At 59.9% G+C, this 25,607-nt stretch carries 22 protein-coding genes and 1 pseudogene; 10 read left to right on the top strand and 13 right to left on the bottom strand.

Features of this window, described 5'->3' with window-relative positions:
• Positions 1 to 456 precede the first annotated feature (456 nt).
• The gene (locus tag M2401_RS26405; protein WP_259107886.1) at positions 457 to 1,323 is read left to right on the top strand and encodes an XRE family transcriptional regulator; all 867 of its coding nucleotides are present in this window, start codon (positions 457 to 459) and stop codon (positions 1,321 to 1,323) included.
• 78 nt (positions 1,324 to 1,401) lie between these two features.
• Here M2401_RS26405 and tatA read toward each other — a convergent pair.
• Both tatA and M2401_RS26395 read right to left on the bottom strand, forming a co-directional pair.
• A pseudogene (tatA, locus tag M2401_RS26400) lies at positions 1,402 to 1,545 on the bottom strand (twin-arginine translocase TatA/TatE family subunit); the annotation flags it as partial.
• 16 nt (positions 1,546 to 1,561) lie between these two features.
• Positions 1,562 to 3,262 carry a thiamine pyrophosphate-binding protein gene (locus M2401_RS26395; RefSeq protein WP_259107884.1) on the bottom strand — a complete coding sequence of 567 codons (1,701 nt, stop codon included), beginning with the start codon at positions 3,260 to 3,262 and terminating at the stop codon, positions 1,562 to 1,564.
• A 745-nt stretch (positions 3,263 to 4,007) separates the two neighbouring features.
• Between M2401_RS26395 and M2401_RS26390 the strand changes: the two genes are divergently transcribed.
• From M2401_RS26390 to M2401_RS26375, 4 genes are all read left to right on the top strand, one after another.
• Entirely contained in the window at positions 4,008 to 5,171 is a 1,164-nt protein-coding gene (locus tag M2401_RS26390; protein WP_259107882.1) for a PotD/PotF family extracellular solute-binding protein, read from the top strand.
• A 109-nt stretch (positions 5,172 to 5,280) separates the two neighbouring features.
• Positions 5,281 to 6,216 (top strand): ABC transporter permease, encoded by a 936-nt coding sequence (locus M2401_RS26385; protein ID WP_259107879.1) that lies wholly within the window; start codon positions 5,281 to 5,283, stop codon positions 6,214 to 6,216.
• Between the two features lie 33 nt (positions 6,217 to 6,249).
• Positions 6,250 to 7,041, top strand: a complete 792-nt coding sequence (locus M2401_RS26380) for an ABC transporter permease (RefSeq protein ID WP_259107876.1) — start codon at positions 6,250 to 6,252, stop codon at positions 7,039 to 7,041.
• 5 nt (positions 7,042 to 7,046) lie between these two features.
• Positions 7,047 to 8,108: an ABC transporter ATP-binding protein gene (locus tag M2401_RS26375; RefSeq protein ID WP_259107873.1), complete on the top strand. Its 1,062-nt coding sequence runs from the start codon at positions 7,047 to 7,049 to the stop codon at positions 8,106 to 8,108.
• A gap of 214 nt (positions 8,109 to 8,322) precedes the next feature.
• Here the strand turns inward: M2401_RS26375 and M2401_RS26370 are convergent, their stop codons facing one another.
• From M2401_RS26370 to M2401_RS26340, 7 genes are read right to left on the bottom strand one after another with little or no spacing between them, the layout of a single operon-like run.
• The gene (locus M2401_RS26370) at positions 8,323 to 9,687 is read right to left on the bottom strand and encodes an ATP-binding protein (protein ID WP_259107860.1); all 1,365 of its coding nucleotides are present in this window, start codon (positions 9,685 to 9,687) and stop codon (positions 8,323 to 8,325) included.
• On the bottom strand, positions 9,684 to 10,346 hold the full coding sequence (locus M2401_RS26365; RefSeq protein WP_259107858.1) for a response regulator: 663 nt from the start codon (positions 10,344 to 10,346) through the stop codon (positions 9,684 to 9,686). Before M2401_RS26365 ends, M2401_RS26370 begins: the two co-directional genes overlap by 4 nt.
• A 10-nt stretch (positions 10,347 to 10,356) precedes the next feature.
• Positions 10,357 to 10,998: a tetratricopeptide repeat protein gene (locus M2401_RS26360; protein WP_259107856.1), complete on the bottom strand. Its 642-nt coding sequence runs from the start codon at positions 10,996 to 10,998 to the stop codon at positions 10,357 to 10,359.
• Positions 10,995 to 11,804, bottom strand: a complete 810-nt coding sequence (locus tag M2401_RS26355; protein ID WP_259107855.1) for an SDR family oxidoreductase — start codon at positions 11,802 to 11,804, stop codon at positions 10,995 to 10,997. The genes M2401_RS26360 and M2401_RS26355 overlap by 4 nt, the downstream gene beginning before the upstream one ends.
• On the bottom strand, positions 11,791 to 12,480 hold the full coding sequence (locus M2401_RS26350) for a TenA family transcriptional regulator (RefSeq protein ID WP_259107852.1): 690 nt from the start codon (positions 12,478 to 12,480) through the stop codon (positions 11,791 to 11,793). Before M2401_RS26350 ends, M2401_RS26355 begins: the two co-directional genes overlap by 14 nt.
• Positions 12,477 to 13,958, bottom strand: coding sequence for an AMP-binding protein (locus tag M2401_RS26345; protein WP_259107850.1), 1,482 nt, complete (start codon positions 13,956 to 13,958; stop codon positions 12,477 to 12,479). The genes M2401_RS26350 and M2401_RS26345 overlap by 4 nt, the downstream gene beginning before the upstream one ends.
• Positions 13,948 to 14,625 carry a thermostable hemolysin gene (locus M2401_RS26340; RefSeq protein ID WP_259107847.1) on the bottom strand — a complete coding sequence of 226 codons (678 nt, stop codon included), beginning with the start codon at positions 14,623 to 14,625 and terminating at the stop codon, positions 13,948 to 13,950. Before M2401_RS26340 ends, M2401_RS26345 begins: the two co-directional genes overlap by 11 nt.
• Positions 14,626 to 14,796: 171 nt before the next feature.
• Between M2401_RS26340 and M2401_RS26335 the strand changes: the two genes are divergently transcribed.
• The gene (locus tag M2401_RS26335) at positions 14,797 to 15,333 is read left to right on the top strand and encodes a cytochrome b (protein WP_259107845.1); all 537 of its coding nucleotides are present in this window, start codon (positions 14,797 to 14,799) and stop codon (positions 15,331 to 15,333) included.
• Between the two features lie 118 nt (positions 15,334 to 15,451).
• Here the strand turns inward: M2401_RS26335 and hisD are convergent, their stop codons facing one another.
• Complete coding sequence (gene hisD / locus M2401_RS26330; RefSeq protein WP_259107842.1) at positions 15,452 to 16,729, bottom strand: histidinol dehydrogenase; 1,278 nt, start codon at positions 16,727 to 16,729, stop codon at positions 15,452 to 15,454.
• Between the two features lie 398 nt (positions 16,730 to 17,127).
• Between hisD and M2401_RS26325 the strand changes: the two genes are divergently transcribed.
• From M2401_RS26325 to M2401_RS26315, 3 genes are read left to right on the top strand one after another with little or no spacing between them, the layout of a single operon-like run.
• Positions 17,128 to 17,808 carry a ThuA domain-containing protein gene (locus M2401_RS26325; protein ID WP_259107840.1) on the top strand — a complete coding sequence of 227 codons (681 nt, stop codon included), beginning with the start codon at positions 17,128 to 17,130 and terminating at the stop codon, positions 17,806 to 17,808.
• A gap of 55 nt (positions 17,809 to 17,863) precedes the next feature.
• Entirely contained in the window at positions 17,864 to 19,651 is a 1,788-nt protein-coding gene (locus M2401_RS26320; RefSeq protein WP_259107837.1) for a thiamine pyrophosphate-binding protein, read from the top strand.
• 16 nt (positions 19,652 to 19,667) lie between these two features.
• Positions 19,668 to 21,293 (top strand): GMC oxidoreductase, encoded by a 1,626-nt coding sequence (locus M2401_RS26315; RefSeq protein ID WP_259107833.1) that lies wholly within the window; start codon positions 19,668 to 19,670, stop codon positions 21,291 to 21,293.
• A 214-nt stretch (positions 21,294 to 21,507) separates the two neighbouring features.
• Here M2401_RS26315 and M2401_RS26310 read toward each other — a convergent pair whose 3' ends face one another.
• Together M2401_RS26310 and M2401_RS26305 are read right to left on the bottom strand one after the other, a co-directional pair.
• Positions 21,508 to 22,584: a LacI family DNA-binding transcriptional regulator gene (locus M2401_RS26310; RefSeq protein ID WP_259107830.1), complete on the bottom strand. Its 1,077-nt coding sequence runs from the start codon at positions 22,582 to 22,584 to the stop codon at positions 21,508 to 21,510.
• A gap of 84 nt (positions 22,585 to 22,668) precedes the next feature.
• Positions 22,669 to 23,793: an MFS transporter gene (locus tag M2401_RS26305; protein WP_259108039.1), complete on the bottom strand. Its 1,125-nt coding sequence runs from the start codon at positions 23,791 to 23,793 to the stop codon at positions 22,669 to 22,671.
• 237 nt (positions 23,794 to 24,030) lie between these two features.
• Between M2401_RS26305 and M2401_RS26300 the strand changes: the two genes are divergently transcribed.
• Complete coding sequence (locus M2401_RS26300) at positions 24,031 to 24,432, top strand: VOC family protein (RefSeq protein ID WP_259107827.1); 402 nt, start codon at positions 24,031 to 24,033, stop codon at positions 24,430 to 24,432.
• A gap of 173 nt (positions 24,433 to 24,605) precedes the next feature.
• On the opposite strand, the gene M2401_RS26295 is transcribed toward M2401_RS26300, so the two are convergent.
• Positions 24,606 to 25,604, bottom strand: coding sequence for a glycoside hydrolase family 3 N-terminal domain-containing protein (locus M2401_RS26295; RefSeq protein ID WP_259107824.1), 999 nt, complete (start codon positions 25,602 to 25,604; stop codon positions 24,606 to 24,608).
• Positions 25,605 to 25,607: the final 3 nt, after the last annotated feature.

The following is a 25,607-nucleotide window of genomic DNA, read 5'->3' as shown; positions in this document are numbered from 1 at the left end:
ACCCGCTGCGTCAATGGTTATAAAGCTGTGTTACCGGGAGATTTCTGAGCGTTACCACAAGAGCGTTTATGTAACGAATGTCCAGCCTTGGCAGCGCCTTTCTTCGCTCAGACAGCGGCTGTCGATATTGAAAAAGCCTGAAAATTGCTTATGATCCGACGCACTCAGCCACATGAATTGCCCCGCCAACGAGGAGCTTTGGTCGATTCAACCCGCAGTCGACCCAATCTGCGCCACAACTGCGTCACCTCGCACCAAGAGGATGCGGAGGTTATATTTAATGTTTTCTATAACCTGACTCCATAACGGCAAAGGCCATTAAAAAGTTACACCACGAGCGGCACGATACTTGCTGCATACATAAGGTTAATATCCAACCCGAAATATAACTAAATATATAAGTAAACCTGCTGTCACTCGACACTTTCAGCTGCACGACCCGGAGACTTTAATACCATGCCTTCAACAGGCTCCACTTCTCATCCTGAACGCCAGCAAATTCGCAGCGATGCCCAGGCCAATGTGCAGAAGAACCTGAGCACCCTGGTCGAGTCGTGCCGTTCAGTTGCAGACATGTGTCGCAAGGTCGACGTCAATCGCCAGCAGTTCAACAAGTATCTGGTCGGGCAGCACGTCCCGTCGCAGAAGATCCTGCAGAAGATTGGCCGCTATTTCATGATGGAGGCCGAGGACCTGTTTCGTCCGCCTGGCGAATTCAAGAAGTTCTACGAAGGGTTTGAAAACGAGCTGCCTACTGACCTGCGCGCCTCGACGCAATTCAATCACTTCCTGCCCCTGGCCAAAGCCTCGGCCGACCAGTTGGAAGACTACCTGGGCGTTTATTACCGCTATCACAACTCGTCAATCTACAAGGGCCGCATCCTGCGCTCAGTCACTTGCCTGTATCGCGCCGACTCCATGGTGCAATACGTGACGGTGGAGCGCTTTCCGCTGCTCGATGGCAGTGGAAAAATCGGCTACTCCTTTACCTACCACGGCTTCTGCCTGCTGATGGGCGACCGCCTGTTCCTGGTGGACTTCGAGGGCAAGCAGCGCAACGAGATGACCTTCTCGATTCTCACGCCCCAGCACCGCCGGCCCATCCGCTTTCTTTCCGGACTGGTGACTGGGGTGGCGTCATCTTCGTTCCGTCAGCCGTTTTCCACGCGCATGGTTCTGGGCCTGGTGGACAAGGGCAAGATCCGCAAGCATCACCTGCGCAACGCCACCGTGCTGTTGCCCAGCGATCAATCGTTGCCGCTGGAAGTGCGAGAATACATGACCGGGGAAAACTCGGCGATCATCTGGGGCGGCCAGGCCTGATCGTCAACTGCGCACTTGTGGCTCGTCGGCGGCATTGACCTTGTTCAGGGATACGCCGCCATCGCCATGGGCAACGGCGTCACCGTCTTCGTTGACCGCCTTGCGAAAACCCTTGATGGTTTCGCCGACGTCCGAACCCAGGGTCTTGAGTTTCTTCGTGCCGAAGACCAATACGACGACCACCAGAATCACTATCCAATGCTTGAAATCAAAAAGGCCCATGTGAATCCCCTACAGATTAATCGTGAACGGCAACGTTGCCGCGTGCGGTAATGATCTCGACCAGCGATGGCCCCTTGCTGTTGATCGCCTTGGATAATACCGCTTTGAGCTGCGAGCCGTGCTCGACCCGCCATGCCTCAAGGCCAAAGCTTCTGGCGATCACAGCAAAGTCGGGCGAGTACGGCCTGCCATCGGGCAGATTGAATTCGCCGCCCGGATGGTTTTCATTGCGCTCAAGTTGCAGCTCGCTCATCGACGCATAACCGCTGTTATTCAGCACGACGAAGACTACGGGAATCGTGTGCATCATGCAGACCGCCATTTCCTGCATCGACTGCAAAAAGTCGCCATCCCCCACCACGCATACGACCTGCCGCGCGGGCATCGCCAGCTTGGCGCCGATGGCTGCCGGAACGGCCCATCCCACCGCCCCGGCCCCACCGACGCACAGGTGGCTGCGGGGCATATACACGGGAAAAACCTGACGCACCGCCGCCTGCACGCTGCCAGCGCCCACGACCACAATGGCGTCGCGCTCCAGCAACAGGCGCAGTTCGCGCAGGGGACGCTGGACCGGCAAGGGTGTGAGGTCGATGGCAAGGCTGGCATCAAGACGGCTATCCCGGGCCTTGCACCGCGCCGCGATGGCCTTGCGGTAAGGTCCGCGATGCAGCTTGAGGGCCTTGCGCGCCGGGGCATCGGGAAGCTGCGCGAGATGCTGCAACGCCTCTTTAAGCCCTGTTGAAAGGCTGATCCCGGCAAGCTTGCCTGAACCTGTGGCCGGGTCGCTGCTATCGATAAGGATCAACGCCGCGTCAGTCATGTGAGTCAGCCGCGCGCCGGGCAAGGTTGGCATGACCTCGCTGTCCCGGGCACAGCCGATCGCAATCAGCAGATCGGCAGCACTCAACAGCGCATTGCCAGCGTCGCGGGATTGCCGACCCAGGGTTGCGCCGCTCAGCAGGTGATCTTCCGGGAACGCGCCTTTGGCCAGAGTGGTCGTCACCACAGGCAGCAAAAATGCCTCGGCCAATAGCAGCAATTGCGCACCGGCCTCATCGGCAATGACCCCTGAGCCCGCCAGGATTACCGGCCGTTGGGCCTGGCTGACCTGCTCTGCAATCTGCTCAAGCACATCCACATTCAAGGATACGGGTTCACCGAGGCTGGCCTGACGGCGACTGGCGCCTTTGGCTTCAATGCTGTCGGTCTGGACACGAACCGGGATATCGATGATCACCGGCCCGGCAAGGCTGCTGAGCATGCTGTCGAAAGCCTTGCGCAGGGTTGCCGACAATTTATCCGCCGACGTCACGGCCAGCCGCGACTTGCCGGCCTTTAACCCAGGCGCGGCAGCACTCTGCGTATCCGTAAAAGACTCAAACAAGACAGTCGCCGCCGGTTCGGGCGCCCCGGCGCTGATCACCAGTATTGCCGAGCCATCCACCCGCGCCGTCTCGATGCCGCCCAGGGCTTTGCTGCGGCCAAGGGAGGTGGGCAGCAACGCCGCCATTGGCCGACCACAGGCTCGAAAATAACCGTCAGCCATATGCACGGCGCTTTGCTCCTGCATGACCTGAATGAACGGAATCGCCGTGCCCGGCGCCAATAGCCCGTCGACCAGTGCCCATGAGCCCTGGCCGGGAATTCCGGCGACATAGTGGATGCCGAGAGACTTCAGCTCTTTTGCAAAAACCTGACTACCGGTGAGCTTCACTGGCACCTCCAAGCATGAGGACGATGGATGGGCGCAAAGGCGCTGCAGCTGCGCCTGAGTATTGGTGGACGCCACTTGGTACTCAATTTCGCACTTGGGAGAAAAGCGACGCAGGGTGACGCGTTTTGGCAGTTCTCTACGCCGGGCTTTAGCTCTACACACACCAGCTCTACACACCCGACCGTAGGACCGGCTTTAGCCTGGAGAGCGACATCGACTTCAAAGGCCTCCTCCCGGATAAAGCCGGTCCTACAGAATCGCGCTCCCCTTCAGAGGGTTGAGTTTTGTCCGGCAGGAACCAGCAAGCCTGGCCCCTGCCGGGTTCTGTGTTTACAGCAATACAGCTGCGCAGGTTCGGTCACTTCGATGCGTCAGAGTGCGTCGCTTTTAAAAGCGGTGCGAAATTGAGCGGCCACGGCAACCGGGCCAATACTCGAACCATGAAAACAACAAGCCGAGCCTATCAAGAGCCAGGCGCGAATCCGGGATGTGCCGTGTTCATTCAGCAGTCCCCGCTCGCCGCTCAGCATTAGAAGAGTCAATCGGAACCGTGGAAGCGCACGTGTGCCATCGGGCCACAGACCTGATCGTGACGCACAACGCTCCAGCTGCAGGGATACCAGGCTGGCCATAACACTGCCGATGTAAACCGCTGCAAACGTTGCCGCCTGCCGGACATTCCAGGTCGCAGCGATTGCCAGCCGCTCAACCCTTTCAACACCCCACCCTAGGCAGGAAACTCAGAATGAAAAAAGAATCAGAGATGGGTTATGGATCATCTGGCATCGATCTTCTGGACTCGATAGCGCTCAAGCGTCGTACATTCTTGCTCGGCGCTGCGGCGTCGGCCGCCGGTCTGTATCTGGGCTCGTTCGTGCCCAGCGCCTTCGCTGCTGCGGGCGGTCATCTGGAAATCCTTGGCTGGGAAGGCGAAACCGGCGATGCGGAACTGGCCGAGTGGCGCAAGAAACGCGGGATTACCGTGCGTTCCAGCTATGCCAGCAACCAGGACGACATCACCGCGCGCCTGGCAGGCAGCGATCCGGTGCAGCTCGACCTGACCATGTACGCCCTCGGTTACGAAACCATCTATAAGGAAATGGGCATTCTGCGTGAGATCGACACCTCGAAGATCCCCAATTATTCGGCAGAAAACACCTTCCCGCTGTTCTACAAGGGCAGCCGCTGGTACTGGGACGGCAAGCAATGGGGCATCCCGCTGCTGTGGGGCATGAACACCATTGTCTACAACGTCAAAAACATGAAGAAGCCGACGGTCTACACCGATCTGCTTGATCCCAAGCTCAAGGGCAAACTGACCTTCGTCGACGACGGCACCTCGAACTGGTCGCTGATCGCGATCCTGGCCGGTTACGGTGACAAGTTCCCCAACCTGACACGCGCCGAATTCGACGACGCCTTTGAAAAGCTCAAGCCGTATCGCGATCAGTGCCGCGTGTTCGCCGCATCTCAGGGCGATGCTGTGTCGCTGCTGGTGTCCGGTGAAGTCGACGCGGTGTTCTCGCTGTCCGCCAACGGCCCAAGCGAAACCGCCAAGCGCGGTGTGGAAACCGCCCTGGCCGTGCCCAAGGAAGGTGCCGCACTGTGGTGCGACGCGCTATTCGTCCCCAAGACCGCCAAAGACATTCCCCTGGCCCTGGAATTCATCAACAAGGTCCTGGAACCCGAGACCCAGGCGAAGATGGCCACCACCATGTTCTCCGCAGTCACCAACCCCAAGGCCGTGCCGCTGCTGCCCGCAGAGCTGCGCAACACCTTCGGCTATGACCATCTGGACAGCTTCTTCGAGCAGTCGAAGCTATACGGCCAACCGCCCCTCAAGTCGGACAAATACGTGACCTACGCCGAGTGGATCGATGAGTGGGCCAACTTCAAGGGCTCGTTCTAAACGTCGGCAAAGCTCTGTTTGAGACAACCGTAAAACCCGCGCATGCCCCTGGCATGCGCGGCTCATCCGGGGTCCTCATCTTGAAAGAACACGTATAGGCAAGATCATCATGAACGTAATCAACAACAGCGATTCCGTCGCACTGGATACCCCGACTCAGGAGCCCCGCCAGCGAGCAGCCATGGACAAGAAAACCCTCACCGGCTACCTGCTCGCGTCGCCGCCTTTTGTCTTTCTATTGGTGTTCTTTCTGATCCCGTCGATCCTGCTGCTGGTCGCCAGCTTCTGGAAGGCCCAGACCTTCAGCATGGAGCCTGCGGCAACGCTGATCAGCTACTCTCGTGCACTCAGCGCCAGCGGCTTTTACAGCTCGCTGTGGATCGCCATGCAGAACGGCTTCTTCACCGCCGTACTGTCCACGGTCATCAGTGCGCCGGTGGCTTACTACATCGTCTACCACACCCGCTCCAACGCGGTGTTGTACCTGGCCCTGATCTCGTGGTTTTCCAGCTACCTGGTGCGGGTCTACGCCTGGCGCTCGATCCTCGGCACCAATGGCGTGATCAACTCCACGCTGATGCACTTCGGCCTGATCGATCAACCCATGGAATGGCTGGTGTTCAGCAAGTTCGCCGTGGTGCTGACCCTGGTGCACATCATGCTGCCCTTTACCCTGCTGCTGTTGGTGTCCGGCCTGCGTGACGTGAAGCGCGATTACCTTGAAGCGGCGGCCGATCTCGGCGCCAGCGGTGCGGCGACCCTGTGGCGGGTGATCGTGCCCATGTCCCACAAGAGCATCGTCAGCTCGTTCATGTTCACCTTCGTCCTGGCAGCCAGTGACTACGTCACCCCGCAATTGCTGGGCGGACGCGATGCCATGACCACCGGCCTGGTGATCGCCAACCAGTTCCGCTCGGTGGGCAACTGGCCTTTGGGTGCGGCCATGGCCTACATCCTGCTCGTGGTGTTCATGCTGGTTTATGCGTTGCTCCTTGGCACCTTGCGTATCGCGCGCCTGGCCCCAGGCAAGCGCTATCACGACTGAACATCGCCACATCAACACCTGAGGTAGCTCGCCATGATCAGATTATTCACCTACGTCTACATGCTGTTCCTGTACGCCCCGATTGCGATCATCACCCTGTTCAGCTTTCACGCTTCGGCGTCGCTGTCGTTCCCCTTCGAAGGCTTCTCCAGCCAGTGGTTCGACGAGCTGTTCGGCAGCATCGACTTCATGACCGCGCTGAAGAACAGCGCAATCGTGGCTATTGCTTCGTCGGTCATCACCACCCTGCTGGGGACCTGCTCGGCCCTGGCGTTGATGCGCATGAAGGGCCGCGCCAAGTCGGTATTCGCCTTTCTCAACTTCGCGCCCATTGCCTTGCCGGGGCTGTTTCTCGGTATCGCCCTGGTGATTTTCTTTTCTTTGATCGGCGTGTCGCGTTCGCTGCTGACCGTCATTATCGGTCACACCCTGTTCACCTTTCCGTTCTTCGTCGAATCGGTGCGCTCGCGTCTGGAGTACTTCGACCTGTCCTTCGAGGAAGCCGCCCGGGACCTCGGTGCTTCGCCCTTGCAGGCCTTCTGGCTGGTGACCCTGCCGATCATTGGCCCGACCATCGCCGGTGCTGCGATTCTGGCCATTGCCCTGTCTCTGGATGAGTTCCTGATCACGGTCTTCGTCACTGGCAGCGACACCACCCTGCCACTGATGATCCTTTCCATGATGCGCCGCGCCGTGAGCCCGACCATCAACGCTGCCTCGGTGTTCATGCTGACCGTGACCATCGCCATTATCGCCATCGCCGGCCTGGTCATGACCCTGCGCCGCCGTCGTCTCGAACTTGAACGCGCTGAACCTGCGGAGTAACAGCCATGACCAACAGCATTGAACTGAGCGGCATTTCCAAGAGCTACGGCGGCCTCACGGCGCTGGGCAAACTCGACCTGACCATCAAGCGTAATGAGATTCTCACCCTGCTCGGCCCCAGCGGCTGCGGCAAGACCACGCTGATGCGCATCATCGCCGGCTTCGAAGAGCCCACTACCGGCCGCGTGGTCATCGATGGCAAGGACGCGACGCGCCTTGCGCCGGAGCATCGTCCGGTCAATATGGTGTTCCAGAAATACGCGCTGTTCCCGCATCTTGACGTGTTCGACAACGTTGCTTTCGGCCTGCGCCTGAAGAAGACCGCCAAGGACGTGATCAAGCGTGAAGTGACCCGCGTGCTGGAACTGGTGCAGCTGGAGAGCTACAAAAGCCGCTGGATCTCCGAACTCAGCGGCGGCCAGGCGCAACGCGTCGCCCTGGCCCGGGCCCTGGTCAATCGCCCGGCGGTACTGCTGCTCGACGAACCCCTGGCGGCCCTGGACCTGAAGATCCGTCATCACATGCTCAACGAGATCAAACGCATCCACGAAGAGACCTCGACCACCTTCGTCTACGTCACCCACGACCAGGACGAAGCGATGATTCTCTCTGACCGCGTGGTATTGCTGAACAAGGGCGGCATCGAGCAGATCGGCGGCCCGGAAGAAATGTACTGGTCGCCGCGCACCCTGTTCGCGGCGAAGTTCTTCGGCGACACCAATATCGTCAACGGCACCTACGGCCAGGGCAGCGTCGAACTGCCCTTTGGCCGCTACAGCCATGCCGCAAAAAGCGAAGTGGGCGCAGGCCCCGTCAACGTCTCGATCCGTCCGGAAACCCTGACCCTGGCTCCCGCACAAGGCTACCTCGGTGAAGGCGAATTCCTCGGCAAGGTCAAAGACACCTCGTTCATCGGCAACCGCGTGATCTACCGTGTGGCCGTGGCGGGCGACACCATTGACCTGAAGTGCCAGCAACTGCCGACACCGGGCAGCCATACCCTGACACCCGGCACCCAGGTGGCGATGCGCTGCAAGCCGGAGAGTTTTGTGGTGCTGCCGGTGTGAACTAGAACGAAGGCAGCTGCCTATAAACGCCCAGGTCTTCCGGGCGTTTTTTCTTGGCGGCGATGAGATGTGGGGGCGAGGCTTGCCCGCGAAGACAGATTGCCAGGCGCTAAAGATGCATCGGATGTATTGGCTCATTCGCGGGCAAGCCACGCGCCCACAGATCCGGGGTTACTAAACATGTGGCCGGGGCATCCACACTTCGCGTCAGTGCTCACACAGGCACTATCAACGAAGCGATCAGCCCTCCCGACGTCGCGTTTTCCAGCCTGATCTCCCCGCCCAGGCGTGTCGCTACCGTTTGCACGATCGTCAGGCCCAGCCCTACCCCCTGATCATTCCCGGCGCTGTAGAAACGCTCAAAGAGCCGTTCACGCTCGGCCTCATCGATTCCCGGCCCCTGATCAGCGACGTTGAGGTGAAAGCTGTTGTCCGTGAACGTCAACGCAACGCTGATCTGCCCACCCACAGGTGAAAAATTCACCGCATTGGTCACCAGGTTTTGCAACGCAATGTCGATGGCGGAAAAGTCGGTCTCAACCATGCGGGACTGTTCGTCACAGTCAAATGACAACTCCATCCCCCGGCTTAAAACCCAAGGGGTCATTTGCACCAGACTCTCGCGCACGGCACTGACAAGATCGGCGCTGGTTGTCTTCAAGGCTCCGGCACCGGGCTCCAGCCGTGCGATGGTCAGCAGCTGATTGACCAACCGGGTGGTGCGGTCAACGCCGATGATCAGATAATTCAAAGACTCGCGCCGCTGCTCCTCGTTGCGCGCTTCCAGCACGTTCTGGGCGTGCACCCGAAGCACGGCGAGCGGCGTGCGCATTTCATGGGCGGCATCGGCGATGAAGCGGCGTTCACGGCTCAAGATCTCCTGAATCTGCCCCAGCAGTCGGTTCAAGGCCGCCTGCATCGGTTCAAGTTCGCTGGGCAACGGGGCCATCTGCAGCGGCTCCAGAGAACCCGGATGACGCCCTCGCAAGGTTGCCGCCAGATCAGCCAGCGGCTTGAGTCCCCAACCAATAGCCAGCCAGATGGCCGCCATCAACAACAGGCTGCCGACAAGATTGGGAAGCACGGTATGACGGACGATCCGGTTGACCAGGTCCGAGCGAACGTCGTCGCGTTCGCCAACCCATATCAGCAGATTGTGTTGCTCGTCCTTGAGCACGAACGTGCGCCATTGGTGTTTTTTCAGGTCATCGATGTCGCTGAATCCGGAGTACAGAGGCGCGTGGGTCAGGGTCGGGGCGCTGGGGGTATGCACCAGCAGATTGTTCTGCATGTCCCAGACCTGAAACGCGATCTTGCTCTCATAAGGGTGTCCATCGACCCTGGGCTCTGCCTGCCCCAATGCCTGGTTGAAGGCTTGATACAGCTGCGCATGTTCCTGGCGAGCCACTGGCATGCGCATTACGCCTTGCAGCAACCTGGCGTTGGTGGCGAGTTGGGCATCGTAGACTTCTGCGATTTCGTGATTGCTGTCATGAACGTTGACCAACGTCAGTATCAACAGGCCGATGAGTACCAGTCCGATGATTACAGTCAGGGTGCGTCGACGGATCGAGGTCAAGGACGCTCCTCCACCAGATACCCGACGCCACGGATGGTACGAATCAGCTCGCTGGAGAACTTTTTGCGCAAGTGATGAATATGCACCTCCAGCGTGTTGCTCTCGGCTTCTTCATTCCAGCCATACAACAACTGGATCAGGCGCTCACGCGTCATCACGCGCCCCGGCGGCGACAGCAACTCGTACAGCAGTTGATATTCCTTGGGGGTCAGGGCAACCGGATCATTGTGGTACGTCACCTGTTGGGTCGTAGGATCCAGACGGATGCCTGCATGTTCGATCATCACCCGTGCGCGGCCGGCACTGCGTCGCAGCAAGGCGCGCAGCCGGGCCTTGAGTTCGGCGAGGTCGAAGGGTTTGATCAGGTAGTCATCCGCGCCCGCATCCAGGCCGGCAATACGATCCTCGGTGCCGTCACGCGCGGTGAGGATCAGAACAGGCAACGCGGAGCCGCTCTCGCGCAGGCGCCGCAGGACCGTCAGCCCATCCATTTTCGGCAGACCGAGGTCGAGAATCGCCACATCAAACGCCTCACTTAATAACGCATGCAGGGCGCCGGCGCCGTCTTTCACCCAGTCGACGGTATACCCCTCACGAATCAACGCCTGGTGAATACCCTCACCCAGTGCGACATCGTCTTCGATCAGCAGCAAACGCATGAACGCTCCGTCATTTCAGTTTCTTGTCAACGTCGACCAGCAGTAACTGGATGTCCTTGCGGCGTCCAGCGTCGGCCAGCTCCCGGCCAGGTCGTGGTTGCGCCTGCAAAGCCTTTTCCAGCGCTTGTCTGGCTTGAGCATAGCGCCCTTGTCGGAACAAGTGGTCACCCCAGAAATACAGCGGGTCGATGCCGTCCGGATTAATCTTGAGCGCCTGTTCCAACAACGTCTGGGCTTTATCAGCATCACCAAAACCTATCGGCCAGCCAGGGACGCGGTCATAGAGCGCGGCCAGACTGGCGTAGGCGGAGCCTTGCAAGGCATCGGGATCCAGGCTCAACGCCTTTTCCAGATCAGTCTTGGCCTGCTTTACCTTGCTCAACGCACCGAGCCCGCCTTGAGCCCCGGCCCAACTGCTGGTAACGATGCCTGACCAGATCCAGGCTTCAGCGGCATTTGGACGCTGCTGAGTAAAAGCCGAGGACTGTGACGCCAGCTTTTCGAAAGCACTGACGCGCTGTTCTTCCGGCAATTGGTACTGGATGTGCGCCCACTCCTGCTGAATGGAGGCCAGACGTTGCTGATCGGGGGCATCAAGCGCCCACACCGGCAAGGCGAGAAGCGCAAGCAGCGCTGAAAGTATTCTTTTCATGGTTTGATTTTCTCTTCGTCGGGAGTACTGCTCAGGCGGCGTATCAGGGGTAAATGTTTGCGCAGTCCGCGATCAACGACCGTGGGCAAGAGGCCATTGAGGCGGACGAAAAACCGCTCAGGCCACCCCAGATAAAGTTCGCGCTGATTGCCGACAATCGCGCTGACAACCGCCGCAGCGACTGTTTTCGGATCATCTTCGTTGCTCTTGAGTGCCGTATTCAACGCGCGGGCTGCGGGGCTGTTCATCGCGGTGCGAGTGGCGCGCGGCGCGACGTAGAGCACGCCAATGCGCGTGTCCGCCAGTTCGCGACGCAGGGCTTCGGAAAACCCGCGCAAGGCAAATTTGCTGGCGCAGTAGGTGGCGTACCCGGCGTAACCAATCGAGCCAAAGGTTGAACCGACATTGACCACCATGGCAGCGTTGGCCTGGCGCAATACCGGGAGCATGATGCTGGTGAGCTGTATCGGCGCACTCAGGTTGATGCCGAGCATTGCATCGATCTCACGGCCGGGCAGGTGCTCGAGCATGGCGAAGTGGTTAACGCCCGCCGCATTGATCAGCAGGTTGACGTTGCCCATCGCCTGAGCCTGCATCAATACATGTTGGCGACCTTCTGCGGTTGTCAGGTCTGCCTGGGCCCAACGCAACAAATGGGGGTATTGCGCCTTCAACGCCAGTAGCGGTTCCTGATGCCGAGACACCGCAAGCACCTGCGCGCCGTGGCTGCACAAGGCTTCGGCAATGGCCAGGCCGATGCCGCCGCTGGCCCCGGTCAAGACCACCCGCGCTTCAGAGAGACGCATGAGCGGACTCCTCCTCGGGCTCGGCGTTTGCCACAGGCAGCTGGCGGAACATGTCGCTGTAGAGCCCGTACACCACTTTTGATGCCTTGATCACGGCGGCCTGGTCATCAGGATCATCCAGACGGTCCATCAGCTTGCGGTAGGTTTCCATGTGGCCGATATCCAGGCTGCCATGGGAGCTCAGGTAGCTGAAAGCCTGCGGTGGAAGGCCAAGGCGCTGCTGGATGCTGCTGGCGGCATGGGTCGCCAGTGCGATGCTGGTGCCTTCCAGCACATTGACCATGCCGAACAGGCCCACCGGGTTGCCCCTGGCAATCAAGTCATAGAGGTAGGCGACCATCAACTCGATGGGCAGGCTCGGTGAGCCGTCGCGCACGGCATCGGCGTCGGCGTCACAGGCGCGCAGGTCATTGAGAATCCATTGCTCATGCCCATACTCGTCTTCGATGTATTCGCAGACAGCGCCACGCAGCCATTCAAGGCGGGCAGGCAGTCTGGCACCGCACGCCATCATCAGCGGGACGGTATGGCGAACGTGGTAATAGGCCTGAGTCAGAAATGCCCGATAGCTCTGCAGCGTGACCTGACCCGAAAGCGCCTCACGAATGACAGGCAGGTTGAACAAGGTCTCGCGTTCGGCACGGGTAGCGTCTTGCAATGTCTGGAAAAAACTCATGACTGAAGATCCTCGGCTTGCGTGGGCTCAATAAAGTGATGTTGGTAGTGGGCCAGAATGGCTTCGCGACGGGGTCGACCGTTCGCCGTCGCCATGCCGTTATGGGTGCTGAACGGTTGTTCAAGCCGGGTCCAGGTATGGACACGGGCATAATCGGGCAGGAACTGATTGGCCTGATTGACGGCGTCGGCGACCTGCAGGTCCGTAATTTCCGGGCGCAGCGGCCAGAGCAGCGCGTGGTTATGGGGTCTGGCTTCGCCGTAGACGAACGCCTGGGCAATCTGTCCGCGTTGGGTCAACTCGGCTTCGACCCATTCGGGGTTAACGTTGCGACCGTAGCTGGTGACGAACTGGTGCTTTTTGCGCCCGTAGAGATACAGGTAACCGTCGCCATCGAACTCCCCGAGATCGCCACTCGGCCACCATTCAGGTACGACGCTTCCATCGCCCAGATAACCAAGCATCCCGGAGCCTGCAATCAGTACTTCGCCATCCTCGGCCAGGCGAATCTCTACATGGGGCAATGGCTTGCCGACGCTGCCGGGACGGTTGGCACCGGGCCGGTTCAGCGCCACGACCGATGCACACTCCGAAAGACCGTAGCCCTCATAGACCGCAATGGCTGCGGCTTCGGCACGCCGAAGCAGGTCATGGGAGACTTTGGCGCCGCCCACCGCGACGAATCGCAATTGAGCAGGATCGAACGCGCCGAGCTCGCAGGCACTGACCAACAACAGCAGTAACTGCGGCACCAGAATCATGCTGTGCGGCTGTCGTGCCGTCAGCGTGGCCAGCAACCGTGGCATGTCCACGCCGCTGGCGCCCTGAATCCCCAGGGTCCGTTGAGTGGGCAGGCTCACCAGGGCACCGGCATACAGCGCCGCATAACAACCGACGTTCTCCAGCAAAATAGCCATAGGCAGCAACGAAAGATGATGTTGCGGCTGTTGTGATTCGCTGGCGTGGTACAGCGCTCGCGCCACGGCTAAAACGCTTTCGGCACTCAGGCACACCCCCTTCGGCGTGCCGGTGGTCCCCGAGGTGAACGTCAGTTTTGCTGTACCCGCCGGGAGCGCAGAGGACTGCAGAACGCGGCGCCCCCAGAATCCTTCACTCAAATGGAAGCCGGCCTGCTGCAGCTCCACGGCGTATTGCGGCGCGGCGATAACCAGGTCCGCCTGACTCTGATCAAGGCAATACAGCCGCTGGGCTGAACTGAAAAACGGCGGCAGCGCGAGACACGTCAGACCTGAGAACAGAATCGCCAGGTCCCAGATTAGAATGTCCGGGCCATTGTCAAGCGCCAGGGCAACGACGCGGGCATCAAGATTGTCGAGAATTTGCTGGCGCAGACGAATTTCAGCGTCAAGTTCCGCATAGTTCAGCTTGAGATCATCTCCCCAGAGCGCCCAGGCATGGGGCTGCTCAATGGCCAGATCGGCAATGCGTTGGCGAAAATCGGACAGTTCAGGCGACATGGCAGGTCTGCTCCAGTGTCAGGGGCAAACCGAAGCGCTCGAACAGGCCACTGTTGCTCAAATGCAGGAAACCCGCGCGGATATCGCCGACATGCACGCTGGGCTGGCTGTCGTAATAGCTTCCCCAGGCGTGACGGTCCTCGCCCAGACGCATCGAGTCTGCCGCGCACAGCGTGACCGGACGCAGGCCCAAGCGGTTGAAACTGTTGACCAGGCTGGCATTGCCTGTAAACGCTACCCACTCCAGGCCGCCCATGGCGAGCAGCCAGGTCACAGTGATGATACTCAGGCGAGCGCTGCCAAGATTACTCGCCGCCAGATTGCCCACTTCGACAATGCCCGGGCGATCTACCGGTCTGCATGCAGCAGCCTCAATGACACGCTCGATCGGTTCATCCAGGTAGTTTTCCAGAAACAACGCGCCTGATGCCGCCAGACGCACCCCTGCAACCGCGCAGAGCGTGCCTGCGCCGTCACTCAGACCGAACAGTTCCGGCATGAACTGCCGAATCTCGGCGTTATGGGCTTTACGAAAGCGATGTTGGATAAACGCTTCGAACTCATCGCGCAACGGCTCTTGAACCAGGGCACGATTGAGCGAAAGAGCGGGCGCTCCGGCATTGCCGAAACTCAAGGGTAAACAGATATTCCAGTCCAGACCCTGCATGGGTGAGGCTCCTCCCCAGTGGCGAATGGGAGGACTATCGGCGTCGATTCTTAACCGAATCTGAAGGTGAAGAAAATCGACGTCGCCAGGTATCTTCAGACTTCCTTAAGCCAGTTGCGGCAGAGTCCTGTGGCCTTATGGCAGCCCCTCTCCCACACAGCGAGCATACGCATGACCTCACCCACACACCGCTACGCCAAACTCTCGATTTACCTGCATTGGCTGATGCTCGCGCTGTTTATTGCGGTCTATGCCTGCATCGAACTCAAAGGGTTTGCACCCCGTGGCAGCACCATGCGTTCGTTATTGCTCGGCCTGCATGGCGTGTTTGGCCTTTCGATATTTGCCCTGGTCTGGATTCGCCTGCTGGGCAGATTGATGTACAAGGCCCCGGCAATAACCCCTGCCCCGCCGGGCTGGCAGGTCGGGCTCTCGCACCTGATGCATGCATCGCTCTATGTATTGATGATTGCAACGCCCATTCTGGCGTGGCTGATGCTGGCTTCCGGGGGCAAGCCGATGCCTTATTTCGAATTCTTCATGCCTGCGCCCATCGCTCTTGACCCGGCATTGGCCAAGCAGATCAAGGAATGGCATGAATGGCTGGGAAGTCTTGGCTACTGGCTGATCGCACTGCACGCCGCTGCCGGCCTGTTCCATCATTACTATGTACGCGATAACACGCTGCGACGCATGCTGCCTCGCTAGGTGACGATTGCGCAGTGCTCGCGGCTGAAGCCACTCCTTCATAAGCGACGATTGAGCTCAGATAAAACGACAAGGGCCAGCACTCTGGCTGGCCCTTGATTTCAACCGTTGCGCATAATCACTGCTTATAACGACGAATGCGGATATCCGCCTGTTCCTTGTGCCCGGCAAAGCCTTCCATGGCGCAAAGGCGCGAGCAGTACTCGCCGATCAGCACCGAGGCTTCGTCGGTAAGGACGCGTTGATAGGTACAGGTCTTGATGAACTTACCGACCCACAGGCCGCCGGTATAGCGCGCCGTGCCGGTGGTAGGCAGGGTGTGGTTGGTACCGATGACCTTGTCGCCGTAGGACACATTGGTGCGCTCACCGAGGAACAGCGCGCCGTAGTTGGTCATGTGCTCGAGGAAGTACAGCGGATCGCGGGTCATGACCTGGACGTGCTCGGAGGCGATGCGATCGGCCTCCTGTACCAGTTCGTCGACGGTGTCGCAGAGAATGATCTCGCCATAGTCGCGCCAGGCCACCGAGGCCACCGGAGCAGTGGACAGGATCGCCAGCTGACGCTCGATCTCCGCAGGCAAGCCTTCGGCCAATGCGGCGCTGTTGGTGAGGAACACCGCCGGGGAGTTGACCCCGTGCTCGGCCTGGCCCAGCAGGTCGGCGACGATGATTTCCACGTCGGACGAGTCATCGGCAATGACCAGGGTCTCGGTCGGGCCGGCGATCAAGTCGATGCCGATTTTGCCGAACAGCTGCCGCTTGGCTTCGGCAACATAGGCGTTGCCGGGGCCGACGATCATGTCCACCGGGGAGAACTCATCCGTACCCAGGGCGAAACCGGCAATCGCCTGTACGCCACCGACGCAATAGATCTCGTCAGCGCCACCCAGATGCATGGCGGTAACGATGGCTGGATGCGGTTTGCCATCAAACGGTGGCGCCATGGCAACCACGCGCTTGACCCCCGCCACCTTGGCCGTCAGCACGCTCATGTGCGCGGAGGCCAACAGTGGGTATTTGCCGCCCGGGATATAGCAGGCCACGGAGTTCACCGGGATATTGCGGTGGCCGAGAATGATGCCTGGCAGGGTTTCGATTTCAACATCATGCATAGAGGCTTTCTGCGCCTCGGCAAAGCGTCGCACCTGAGCCTGGGCAAATTTGATATCACCGATTTCCTGCTCGGAAAGGCTGGCGACGCAGGCCGCAATCTCTTCATCGCTGAGGCGAAAGGTCGCCGGCGCCCATTTGTCGAACTTCTCTGAATACTCCCGGACCGCCGCATCACCGTTTTTGGCAACGTTGGCAATAATCCCTTCCACCGTATCGCGGACAGTGGTCGCGATTTCAGCTTGGGCTTCGACAGGTTTGCTTTGCTTGAGGTATCGAATCATCAGATGGCTCCAGGTAGATCTTGATGCACGCGGTATGCATTCAGCATGAGTGCCATCTTTTCCTGTCCCCCTGCACCGGGCAATTTCGCAGCCCTTCTATTGCTGACGCGATATGACGCAGCAGCGACGCATTGGTGAAGCAGCGGCTTTCGCGTGTGTCGCCAACGAGTCGATTATCCGTATAACCCAAATAATTTTAAGCCTGCTCAGCGAATCCGCCTACATGTCGTTTTCATACAGACCCACTGACTTTAAACCGTGAATAAACCTAGCAATATCTCGATTACCAACGTCAAAAACGACAAAGGGGATTGACGTGACGGTTTTCGGTGATAGCTTAAATACGAGAGTTATACGTATAAGCGAATTTATCAAACCAAGAAAACAGGTGACCTACCGTGAGTCGAGTTTTGTATTTATACGGGGGCTGGCCCGGCCACTTCCCCTACGAAATCGCAGCCTGGGCCCGGACCGTGTTCGCGGAGCTGGATTTCGATGTTGAAGAGTCCACCGACATCTTCACCCTGGACCGCGACCTGACCGGCTATGACCTGATCGTCATTGGCTGGAACAACGCGGTAACCACCGAAACCCTCACCGCAGCCCAGGAAAACCGTCTGCTGGAAGCCATCGAGAGCGGCACCGGCCTGGTCGGCTGGCATGGCGCGGGCGCAGCGTTTCGCGCCAGCCTGAAGTACCACTGGGTGCTGGGTGGCTCCTTCCTGGAGCACCCCATGGGCGAAGGTTTCCCTCACCCCTACCAGGTCAATTTCATCGATCGCGAGCATGAAGTGACCCAGGGCGTGGAGGACTTCGAAGTCCGCTCCGAGCAGTACTACATGCAGGTCGATCCCAATATTCATGTGCTGGCCGAAACCACCTTCGACGGCAATCCATTCCCCTGGCTGGCCGGTAATCGCAGCCCGGTGGCCTGGGTACGCAACTGGGGCGAAGGGCGGGTTTTCTATCACTCAATCGGCCACGACACCAGCAACCTGGCCGACCCCAACATCCGCCGTCTGACCAAGCAGGGGCTCAACTGGGCGACCCGTGGTCGCGGGCAGAAAACAGCGATTTAAGCCCGCACAAACACCTTTTCATCCACCTGCTTCATCCACGTAAGGAGCCCACGACATGGCCAAGCTGACTGGCAGCCAGATCGTTGCACAAACGTTGAAAAACTATGGTGTCGAGTACGTCGCCGGCATCCCCGGCCACGGGATCTGGACGCTCACCGACGCCTTTCTCGAAGAAGAGTCGAAGATCAAGTTCATCCAGGTGTTCCATGAACAAAGCGCCGTTCACCTGGCGGATGGTTACTACCGGGTCGCGGGTAAGCCAATGGCGGCTGTCACCTCCATCGGCGCTGGCGCCAGCAACACGGTCATCGGCCTGGCCACCGCCTTCACCGACTCCACCAGCCTGATGCTGATCACCGGCGGGCCACCCACGCACATGCGCGGCCACGGTTTGCTGCAGGAACTGGAGCGCTACACCGACAACGACTTCCCGAAAATCGCCGAGGCGGTGACCAAGCGCCATTGGGTCTCGACCCGCGTTGATGAACTCCCATTCATGATGCACCGCGCCTGGAGCTCCATGGTGACCGGCCGCCCCGGTCCTGTGCACATCGAAATCCCGATGGACGTCCAGGCCGAAAGCGCCGAAGTCACCCTGCACGCCCTTGAAGAGCGTACGCCCATCGGCAAGATGTTCCCGGACCCTGCAGCCATCGCCGCAGCGGTCAAGGAACTCAAGGATTGCCAGCGCCCGGTCATCGTCATCGGTGGCGGCGTGATTACCGGCGAAGCCAGCGCCGAAATCCTTGCCCTGGCCGAAGCCTGGAAAATCCCGGTAGTCACCACCTGGAACGGCAAGAGCGGCTTCCCGGAAGATCACCCGCTGTTCGCTGGCAGCGTCGGCCAGACCGGCACCCTGTGCGGCAATACCGTGGCCTCCAAGGCTGACGTGATCGTCGCCGTGGGCTGCCGCTTCACCGACTGGTCGTCGTCGAGCTACGCCAAGGGCGTGACCTTTGCGATCCCGCCGTCGAAGCTGATCCATATCGATATCGACCCGCACGAAATCGGCAAGAACTACCCGGTGACCGTGGGCATCTGCGCCGATGCCAAACATGCCGTGGGCCATATCGTCGAAGCCCTCAAGGGTCAGACGGTCGATCGCACTGAATACATGCAGGATCTCAAGGGATATCAGGACGAGTGGGAGGCCAAGCTGGCCAGCCGTCGTGATTCGGACCGTTTCCCCTTCACTTCGCAACGTCCACTGGGCGCCCTGCGCAAGATCTTCCCGCGCGACACCATCGTGGTCGTCGGCTCGGGCAACACCCAGGGCGCGGTAAAGCAGACCTTCCCGGTCTACACCCCGCGCACGCACCTGACCTCGGGCGGCTTCTCGTCCATGGGCTGGGCCGTTCCGGCAGCCATCGGCGCCAAGCTGGCGGCACCGAACCAACCGGTGGTGTGCATCCTCGGTGACGGTGACTTCCTGATGACCTCGCAAGAGATCGCCATCTGCGTGACCAATAACATTCCCGTAGTGTTCATGATCCAGAACAACGCCGGGTACATGTCCATCCGTGGCGGTCAGCGCAAGCAGACCAGCCGCCATATCGGCACCGAATTCAACCACCCGGACGGCACGCCATACAGCCCGGACTTCAAGGCAGTGGGCGAAGCCTTCGGCCTGAAATCCTATCGCGTCGAGCGTCCGGAGGATCTGGAGCCTACGCTGCAGGAAGCCCTGGACCTGAACGTGCCGGTGCTGATCGAAATCCCGACCGACCGCGATGCCGCAGGCCCTTGGGTGCCGGGCTGGTGGGACTTCCCGATTCCGGAATACATCACCGACGAGCGTCAGGACGAGTACTGGCAAATCCGCAATTCCGAGCAACACCTATAACAAGTGGAGCGGCTCAATGAGCGATGCACCTATTGCGCCTCACACAGAGCTCGATCCACAACCGAAGGCGCGCGCCCAGCGCGCCTTCGGCGTGGTGCAGCCTGATGCTGAAGGCCATATTGACTGTGATGTAGTGATCATCGGTTCGGGCATGGGTGGCTCTACCTTCGCCCACGAGCTGAGCGACAGCGGCCTGAACGTTGTCATCGTCGAACGGGGCGACTTCCTGCCCCGTGAGATTCAGAACTGGAGCGCCCAGTCGGTATTCGGCGAAGGCCGTTACCGCAACGCCGAACCCTGGCTGGACGAAGCCAATCAACCGTTTTCCCCCGGCGTGTTTTACTACGTCGGCGGCAATACCAAATTCTACGGGGCCATGCTGCCGCGCTTTCGCGAAGAGGATTTTGCCGAAATTCAGCACTACGAAGGCGTTTCCCCGGCATGGCCGATCAGCTATGCGCAGATGGAACCCTGGTACGCCAAGGCGGAAAAACTCTATCGGGTCCACGGCCAGGCCGGCAGCGACCCCTGCGAGCCGTGGCGCTCGACACCCTATCCACACCCTGCCCTGCTGCATGACCCGGCGCTGCACCCGCTGGAAAAGAGCATGCGCAAGAGCGGCCTCAAGCCCTTCGTGATGCCGGCCGCCGTGGATTATGGCGACGGTGGCGACTGTGTGCTGTGCTCGACCTGCGACGGCTACCCATGTCTGGTCGAAGCGAAATGCGATGCCGAGGTCTCGGCCCTGCGCCCTGCCCTGCGTAGCGGCAATGTTCGTCTGCTGACCAATACCCTGATCAACACGCTCAGCACCAGCGCCGACGGCCGCAGCATCACAGCGGCCAACGGCATCCGCAACGGCCAGCCGGTGACCCTGCGGGCGCCGCGCTTTGTTCTCGCCTGCGGTGCGGTCAACACGGCGGTGCTGCTGTTCAAGTCAGCCAACGAGCAACATCCGGACGGCCTCGGCAACAGCTCGGGCCAGGTGGGCCGCAACTACATGGTGCACAACAGCACCTTCATGCTGGCGGTGGACCCGCGGCGGCGCAACGAGGTGATGTTCCAGAAAACCCTGGCGCTGAATGACTGGTACAAGGCCGGCGCGAGCACTCCGTTTCCATTGGGCAACGTACAGATGCTCGGCAAGATTCGCGAACCGATGATCACGCCGATGCGGCCGTGGCTGCCCAAGTTCGCTTCGCGCTACATCACCGACCATAGCGTCGACCTGTACCTGACTTCCGAAGACCTGCCGACCCGGCACAACCGGGTGACGTACGAGGCAAGCCAGGGCGCGGTCAAGGTCTACTGGACAGCCAATAACCTCAAGGCCCACGAAGAACTGGTGAAAAAGACCAGCCGGGTCATGCGCAAGGCCGGCTACCCCCTGGTGCTCAGCGAACGCATGGGGATCGCCACCAACTCCCACCAGTGCGGCACGGCGGTGATGGGCAATGATCCGCTGACGAGTGTGCTGGATACCCACTGCAAGATGCACGATCTGGACAATGCCTGGATCGTCGACAGCTCGTTCTTCCCGTCCTCGGCGGCAGTCAACCCGGCCCTGACCATTGCCGCCAATGCCATGCGCGTGGCGGCGGCGTTCAAGGTGTCGGGAGCGGCCGGTGAACGCGGGGGCTGATCAAACACAACCCGATGTGAACTGCAACAGGATGGAGGAGACCCGGCGGGAGCGAATTCATTCGCGAAGAGACCAGTTCATCCGACGAATTTGTATCGTCTGAAATGGCGCTTTCGCGAATGAATTCGCTCCCACAGTATTCGCTCCCACAGCGCTGCTGTGATTCACTAAGTGGTGAGTTGCCTCAAAGGAGTCGGCTCTCACAAAATCCCGGCTACTTCGACAGTTCGGCCGTGGACTGGCGCACCACCAGTTTGGTCGGGAAGATTTTCTGCACCGGTTCCAGTGGCGTGCCCGGCGCGGCATTGAGTTGTTCGGTGAGCAGCTGTGCGGCGACCACGGCTTTTTCCACCATGGGCTGGGCGATGGTGGTCAGGCCGACCTGAACCGCTTCCGGAATATCATCGAAACCGATCACCGATAACGATCCCGGCACACTGCGTTGCAGCACCGCGGCGGTTTTGATGCAGGCAATGGCCATGACATCAGAACAGGCCACCACTGCCGTCACCTCATTGGAGGTCAGCAGGGTGAAGGCGGCGGCCTGTCCGGAGGTGGAGTCCAGACCGCCCGCCTCGACGACGCACAGATCATCAAAGGCCAGACCGGCCTCGCCCGCAGCTTCCACGTAGCCCGTCAGGCGCTCGCGCACGATACGTTCGCTGGAGCTGGCAAAGCGTTGCTGACTGACCGCACCGCGTTGCCCATCGGGGTTGAGACGATCAATGATGATGCCGATCTTGCGGTGACCGAGGTCGAGGATGTGTTGCATCTGGGCCTTCGCCGCGCCGCGATCATCGATGCCGACAAAATAAGCGCCCTCGATCAGCGGTGAGTCGATGACCACGAACGGCAGGTTCTGCTTGGTGATAGCGAGGATGGCCGGGTGATCATCAGGCAATGTCGAGATGATCAAGCCATCCACCAGGCCGCGCAGGGCCAGGCTGGTTTCAGTTGCTGAATCCTTGCCGGCATTGAGTCGTCGGGTATTGAGTGGAAACAGAGTCAGGGCGATATTTTCCAGCTCGCCGATCTCACTGACCCCGCGCAGCACGGCAATCGCCGACGGATCAGCGAAAGCCACCGATAGCTTGTCCATCATCATCAGGCCGATGGCCCCCACTTTGCCCGAACGCAGACTGCGCCCCATGATGTTCGGGCCCGGGTAGCCAAGCTTTTCGGCGGTCTCAAGGATGTGCTTGCGCTGCGCCTCGGACAGCTTGGATGGACGGCTGTACGCATAGGAAACCGCAGGCTGGGAGACCCCCGCCGCACGCGCAACATCTTTCATTGAAACATTCGCCATAGCGCTTTTTACTCAATCCTTTTTCAAGCCCCGTAGCATACAAGGCTCGAGCTGATAGAAACCAATACGTCAACGATTCGCTTGACCCGCAGCCGCGAACAACCGCGACGCCGTGGCGATAATCACCAGCATTGACAGGGCCGTCATGCACAGCGCCGTACTCAGCGAGGTGGCCTTGGCGGCAAAGCCGATCAACGCCGGGCCCAGCAGGATGCCCAGGTAGCCAATACTCGTCGCCATGCTGATGGCCAACTCACCCGGCATGCTGCGCTGGGCACCTGCCAGGGACAGGTACACCGGGGCGATATTGGCCACGCCAATGCCGATCACGGTAAAGCCAAGCAGGCCGACCAGCCAGTTATCGACAAAGATCACCAGGGCAAACCCGGCCATCGCAATCAAGCCGCTGAGCACCAACACCTTGCGGCTGCCCATGCGCGCCACAATACGATCACCGTTGAGCCGGCCGACCGCCATCATCACCGCAAAGGCGGCATAACCCAGCCCGGCAATGGAATGATCGACGCCGCGATTATCTGCCAAGAACACCGCACTCCAGTCGAGGATCGAGCCCTCGGCAAGAAAGGCCAGCAGGCACAACAGGCCGATCCCCAGCACCTTGGCCGAGGGCCGCACAAACGCCGGGCCGCGTTCCTGATCACCGAGGCCAAGCATCTTGCGGCCGGCGGTGAATACGAACAACGCGAAAGCGACAATCAGCGCGGTAATAGCCAGTAGCGGCGTCGCACCGAGCCACAGTAACAGCGTGATACCCGCAGCGCTGACAATGGTGCCGAGGCTGAACAAGCCGTGAAACCCCGACATCAGCGAGCGCCCGGTGCTGCGCTCGACCATCACCCCCTGCACATTCATCGTCACATCGACCAGACCACAACCGGCACCAAACACCGTCAATGCCAGCATCAACCCGTAGAAGGCGTGCACCGTCGCCAGTAACGGCAGCGTCAGCGAGACCATCGCCAAGCCGACAAACATGGTAAAGCGGCAGCCCTTGCGCGCATTCATCAGCCCGGCCAGGGGCATCATCACCAGCGAACCTAGCCCCAGGCACAGCAGCAGCAACCCCAATGCACCATCATCGACCCCGGCCCGCGCCCGGGCATAAGGCACCAACGGCGCCCAGGAGCCCATGCACAGCCCGGACATCAGAAAGGTCAGGCGATACGTCAGCATGTCCGGAGTGGACTGGCGGCGTGGTAATTCGTGTGACGACACATAAACCTCTTCAACGTCATGAAGCACTGGAGCAACCGCAAACGCTTCAAGCTCCTAGCTTGCAGTCATGAAGGTTATACGTATAATTCAATATCAATTTTTTTTCTATAAAAATTACTAATCCCCTATTCAGACTCGAAATTTAAAAGTTATACGATTAATAAAAACCCTTCACCATGATTGCTGGAGACTCCAATGCCTGCTACCGCCTCCCCCGCCAGAATCATCCACCTGGCCCTCTGGACCCACGATATCGACACCCTGTGCGCCTTTTACGCCAGCCACCTCGACGCCAGGGTCGGCCCCCTGTACGAGAGCCGCACTCGCCCTTTCAGCTCGCGTTTCCTCACGTTCGCCAGCGAAGTTCAACTGGAAGTGATGCACCTGCCCCGACTGGAGCCGGCCGATCCACGCTCAAGGGTCGGCCTGGCCCATGTGGCATTTCAGCTGGGCAGTCGCGAAGCGGTGGATGAGAAGGTCCGGCACATGACCGGACTCGGGATGGAAATCGAAGGCATGCCCCGGCTGACCGGGGATGGCTATTACGAGGCGGTCATCCGCGATCCGGACGGTAATTTGGTAGAGCTGGTTGGCTGATCGCAACGGAAATGCAGTCTGTGGGAGCAGTTGTGGGAGCGAATTCATTCGCGAAAACGGTGTTTCAGACGACGAAAATACACCGACTGTACTGGCCCCTTCGCGAATGAATTCGCTCCCACAATTGCTTTCACACACTCAATCCGACGACCAGGATACGGATTTGCAGACAATCATCTGACGCCTGCCACCGCCCGCGCTGCAGCTTCAAGCCGCTGCGCAGGCAAACGCCCGGTGGCAACAGCCAGGACAATGGCCCGGGCAATCTCTGCGGCCCGTGGCAAAGCCCTGGGAGACAGCAGCAACAGATCCGCCCCGGCATTCAAGGCAGTAATCGCCACTTCCTCAAGCGGTGCATTGCGTTGCACCGAGCGGTGATCCAGGTCGATGGTCATCACCAGGCCGTTAAAGCCCAGTTCGCCGCGCAGCACATTGATCAGCTCTGCCGACAGCGACGCCGCTACCGGCGTATCCAGAGCCTGGACAATCCCCGGGCCCATCATCACCGCATCCGCACCGGCGGCAATGCCGGACTCGAATACCTGCCAACCGCCACGCAATTGCTCCATGGTCTGGGTGAGAAAGGCCTCTTCGACGGCGGGTTGCCGACTCAACTCAGGGTGGCCGGGAAAATGCTTCAGGGTACTTGCCAGTCCGGCCCGACGTACGCCGCGCACATAGGCACCCACCATCTCGGCCGCCTTGTCGACCTCATCGGCCAACGTCCGGCCGGCCAGCCAGACGTTAGGCCCGGTGACCACATCCGCCGTGGGCGACAGCAGCAGATTGACGCCTGCCTCCCCCACGCCAAGGGCCATATGGAAGCAGATTTCCTCAAGCTCTCTGGCAGACATCTCCCGCGCCGCCTCGGGTTGCGGCAGGTCCGGAGCAACGCCGTGCAAACGATGCACTGCGGAAATATCCGCATCCGCCGCCAGAATCAAAGGGCCCGCCAGGCTCTGGGACTCAGCGACGAAGCTTTGCCATTTCTCCAGGGTTTCCACCCGCAAACGCTGGGCACTCATGCGCCCGCTTTTATATTCCTCGGCCGTCTCGCCGAATAACAGGCTGCGCCCACCACTGTCGAGAAACCTGCGGACGTCGTCGGTCATTGCCAGCGGGTCGATCACCGGAAATAACACACTGAAGGCCTTGGCCAGAATTTCGCTCACGAC

Source organism: Pseudomonas sp. JUb42, from assembly GCF_024807945.1.
Taxonomy (GTDB): Bacteria; Pseudomonadota; Gammaproteobacteria; order Pseudomonadales; family Pseudomonadaceae; genus Aquipseudomonas.
This window is presented reverse-complemented; position numbering and strand designations above follow the sequence as displayed.

What these genes read in the sequence shown, in the direction of transcription:
- M2401_RS26380 (WP_259107876.1), top strand. Translation starts at nt 6,250, where the DNA reads ATGATCAGATTATTCACCTACGTCTACATGCTGTTCCTGTACGCCCCG.
- M2401_RS26360 (WP_259107856.1), bottom strand. Translation starts at nt 10,998, where the DNA reads ATGAAAAGAATACTTTCAGCGCTGCTTGCGCTTCTCGCCTTGCCGGTG.
- M2401_RS26375 (WP_259107873.1), top strand. Translation starts at nt 7,047, where the DNA reads ATGACCAACAGCATTGAACTGAGCGGCATTTCCAAGAGCTACGGCGGC.
- M2401_RS26355 (WP_259107855.1), bottom strand. Translation starts at nt 11,804, where the DNA reads ATGCGTCTCTCTGAAGCGCGGGTGGTCTTGACCGGGGCCAGCGGCGGC.
- M2401_RS26345 (WP_259107850.1), bottom strand. Translation starts at nt 13,958, where the DNA reads ATGTCGCCTGAACTGTCCGATTTTCGCCAACGCATTGCCGATCTGGCC.
- M2401_RS26385 (WP_259107879.1), top strand. Translation starts at nt 5,281, where the DNA reads ATGAACGTAATCAACAACAGCGATTCCGTCGCACTGGATACCCCGACT.
- M2401_RS26405 (WP_259107886.1), top strand. Translation starts at nt 457, where the DNA reads ATGCCTTCAACAGGCTCCACTTCTCATCCTGAACGCCAGCAAATTCGC.
- M2401_RS26310 (WP_259107830.1), bottom strand. Translation starts at nt 22,584, where the DNA reads ATGAAAGATGTTGCGCGTGCGGCGGGGGTCTCCCAGCCTGCGGTTTCC.
- M2401_RS26340 (WP_259107847.1), bottom strand. Translation starts at nt 14,625, where the DNA reads ATGCAGGGTCTGGACTGGAATATCTGTTTACCCTTGAGTTTCGGCAAT.
- M2401_RS26300 (WP_259107827.1), top strand. Translation starts at nt 24,031, where the DNA reads ATGCCTGCTACCGCCTCCCCCGCCAGAATCATCCACCTGGCCCTCTGG.
- M2401_RS26365 (WP_259107858.1), bottom strand. Translation starts at nt 10,346, where the DNA reads ATGCGTTTGCTGCTGATCGAAGACGATGTCGCACTGGGTGAGGGTATT.
- M2401_RS26315 (WP_259107833.1), top strand. Translation starts at nt 19,668, where the DNA reads ATGAGCGATGCACCTATTGCGCCTCACACAGAGCTCGATCCACAACCG.
- M2401_RS26305 (WP_259108039.1), bottom strand. Translation starts at nt 23,793, where the DNA reads ATGCTGACGTATCGCCTGACCTTTCTGATGTCCGGGCTGTGCATGGGC.
- M2401_RS26335 (WP_259107845.1), top strand. Translation starts at nt 14,797, where the DNA reads ATGACCTCACCCACACACCGCTACGCCAAACTCTCGATTTACCTGCAT.
- M2401_RS26390 (WP_259107882.1), top strand. Translation starts at nt 4,008, where the DNA reads ATGAAAAAAGAATCAGAGATGGGTTATGGATCATCTGGCATCGATCTT.
- M2401_RS26350 (WP_259107852.1), bottom strand. Translation starts at nt 12,480, where the DNA reads ATGAGTTTTTTCCAGACATTGCAAGACGCTACCCGTGCCGAACGCGAG.
- M2401_RS26320 (WP_259107837.1), top strand. Translation starts at nt 17,864, where the DNA reads ATGGCCAAGCTGACTGGCAGCCAGATCGTTGCACAAACGTTGAAAAAC.
- hisD (WP_259107842.1), bottom strand. Translation starts at nt 16,729, where the DNA reads ATGATTCGATACCTCAAGCAAAGCAAACCTGTCGAAGCCCAAGCTGAA.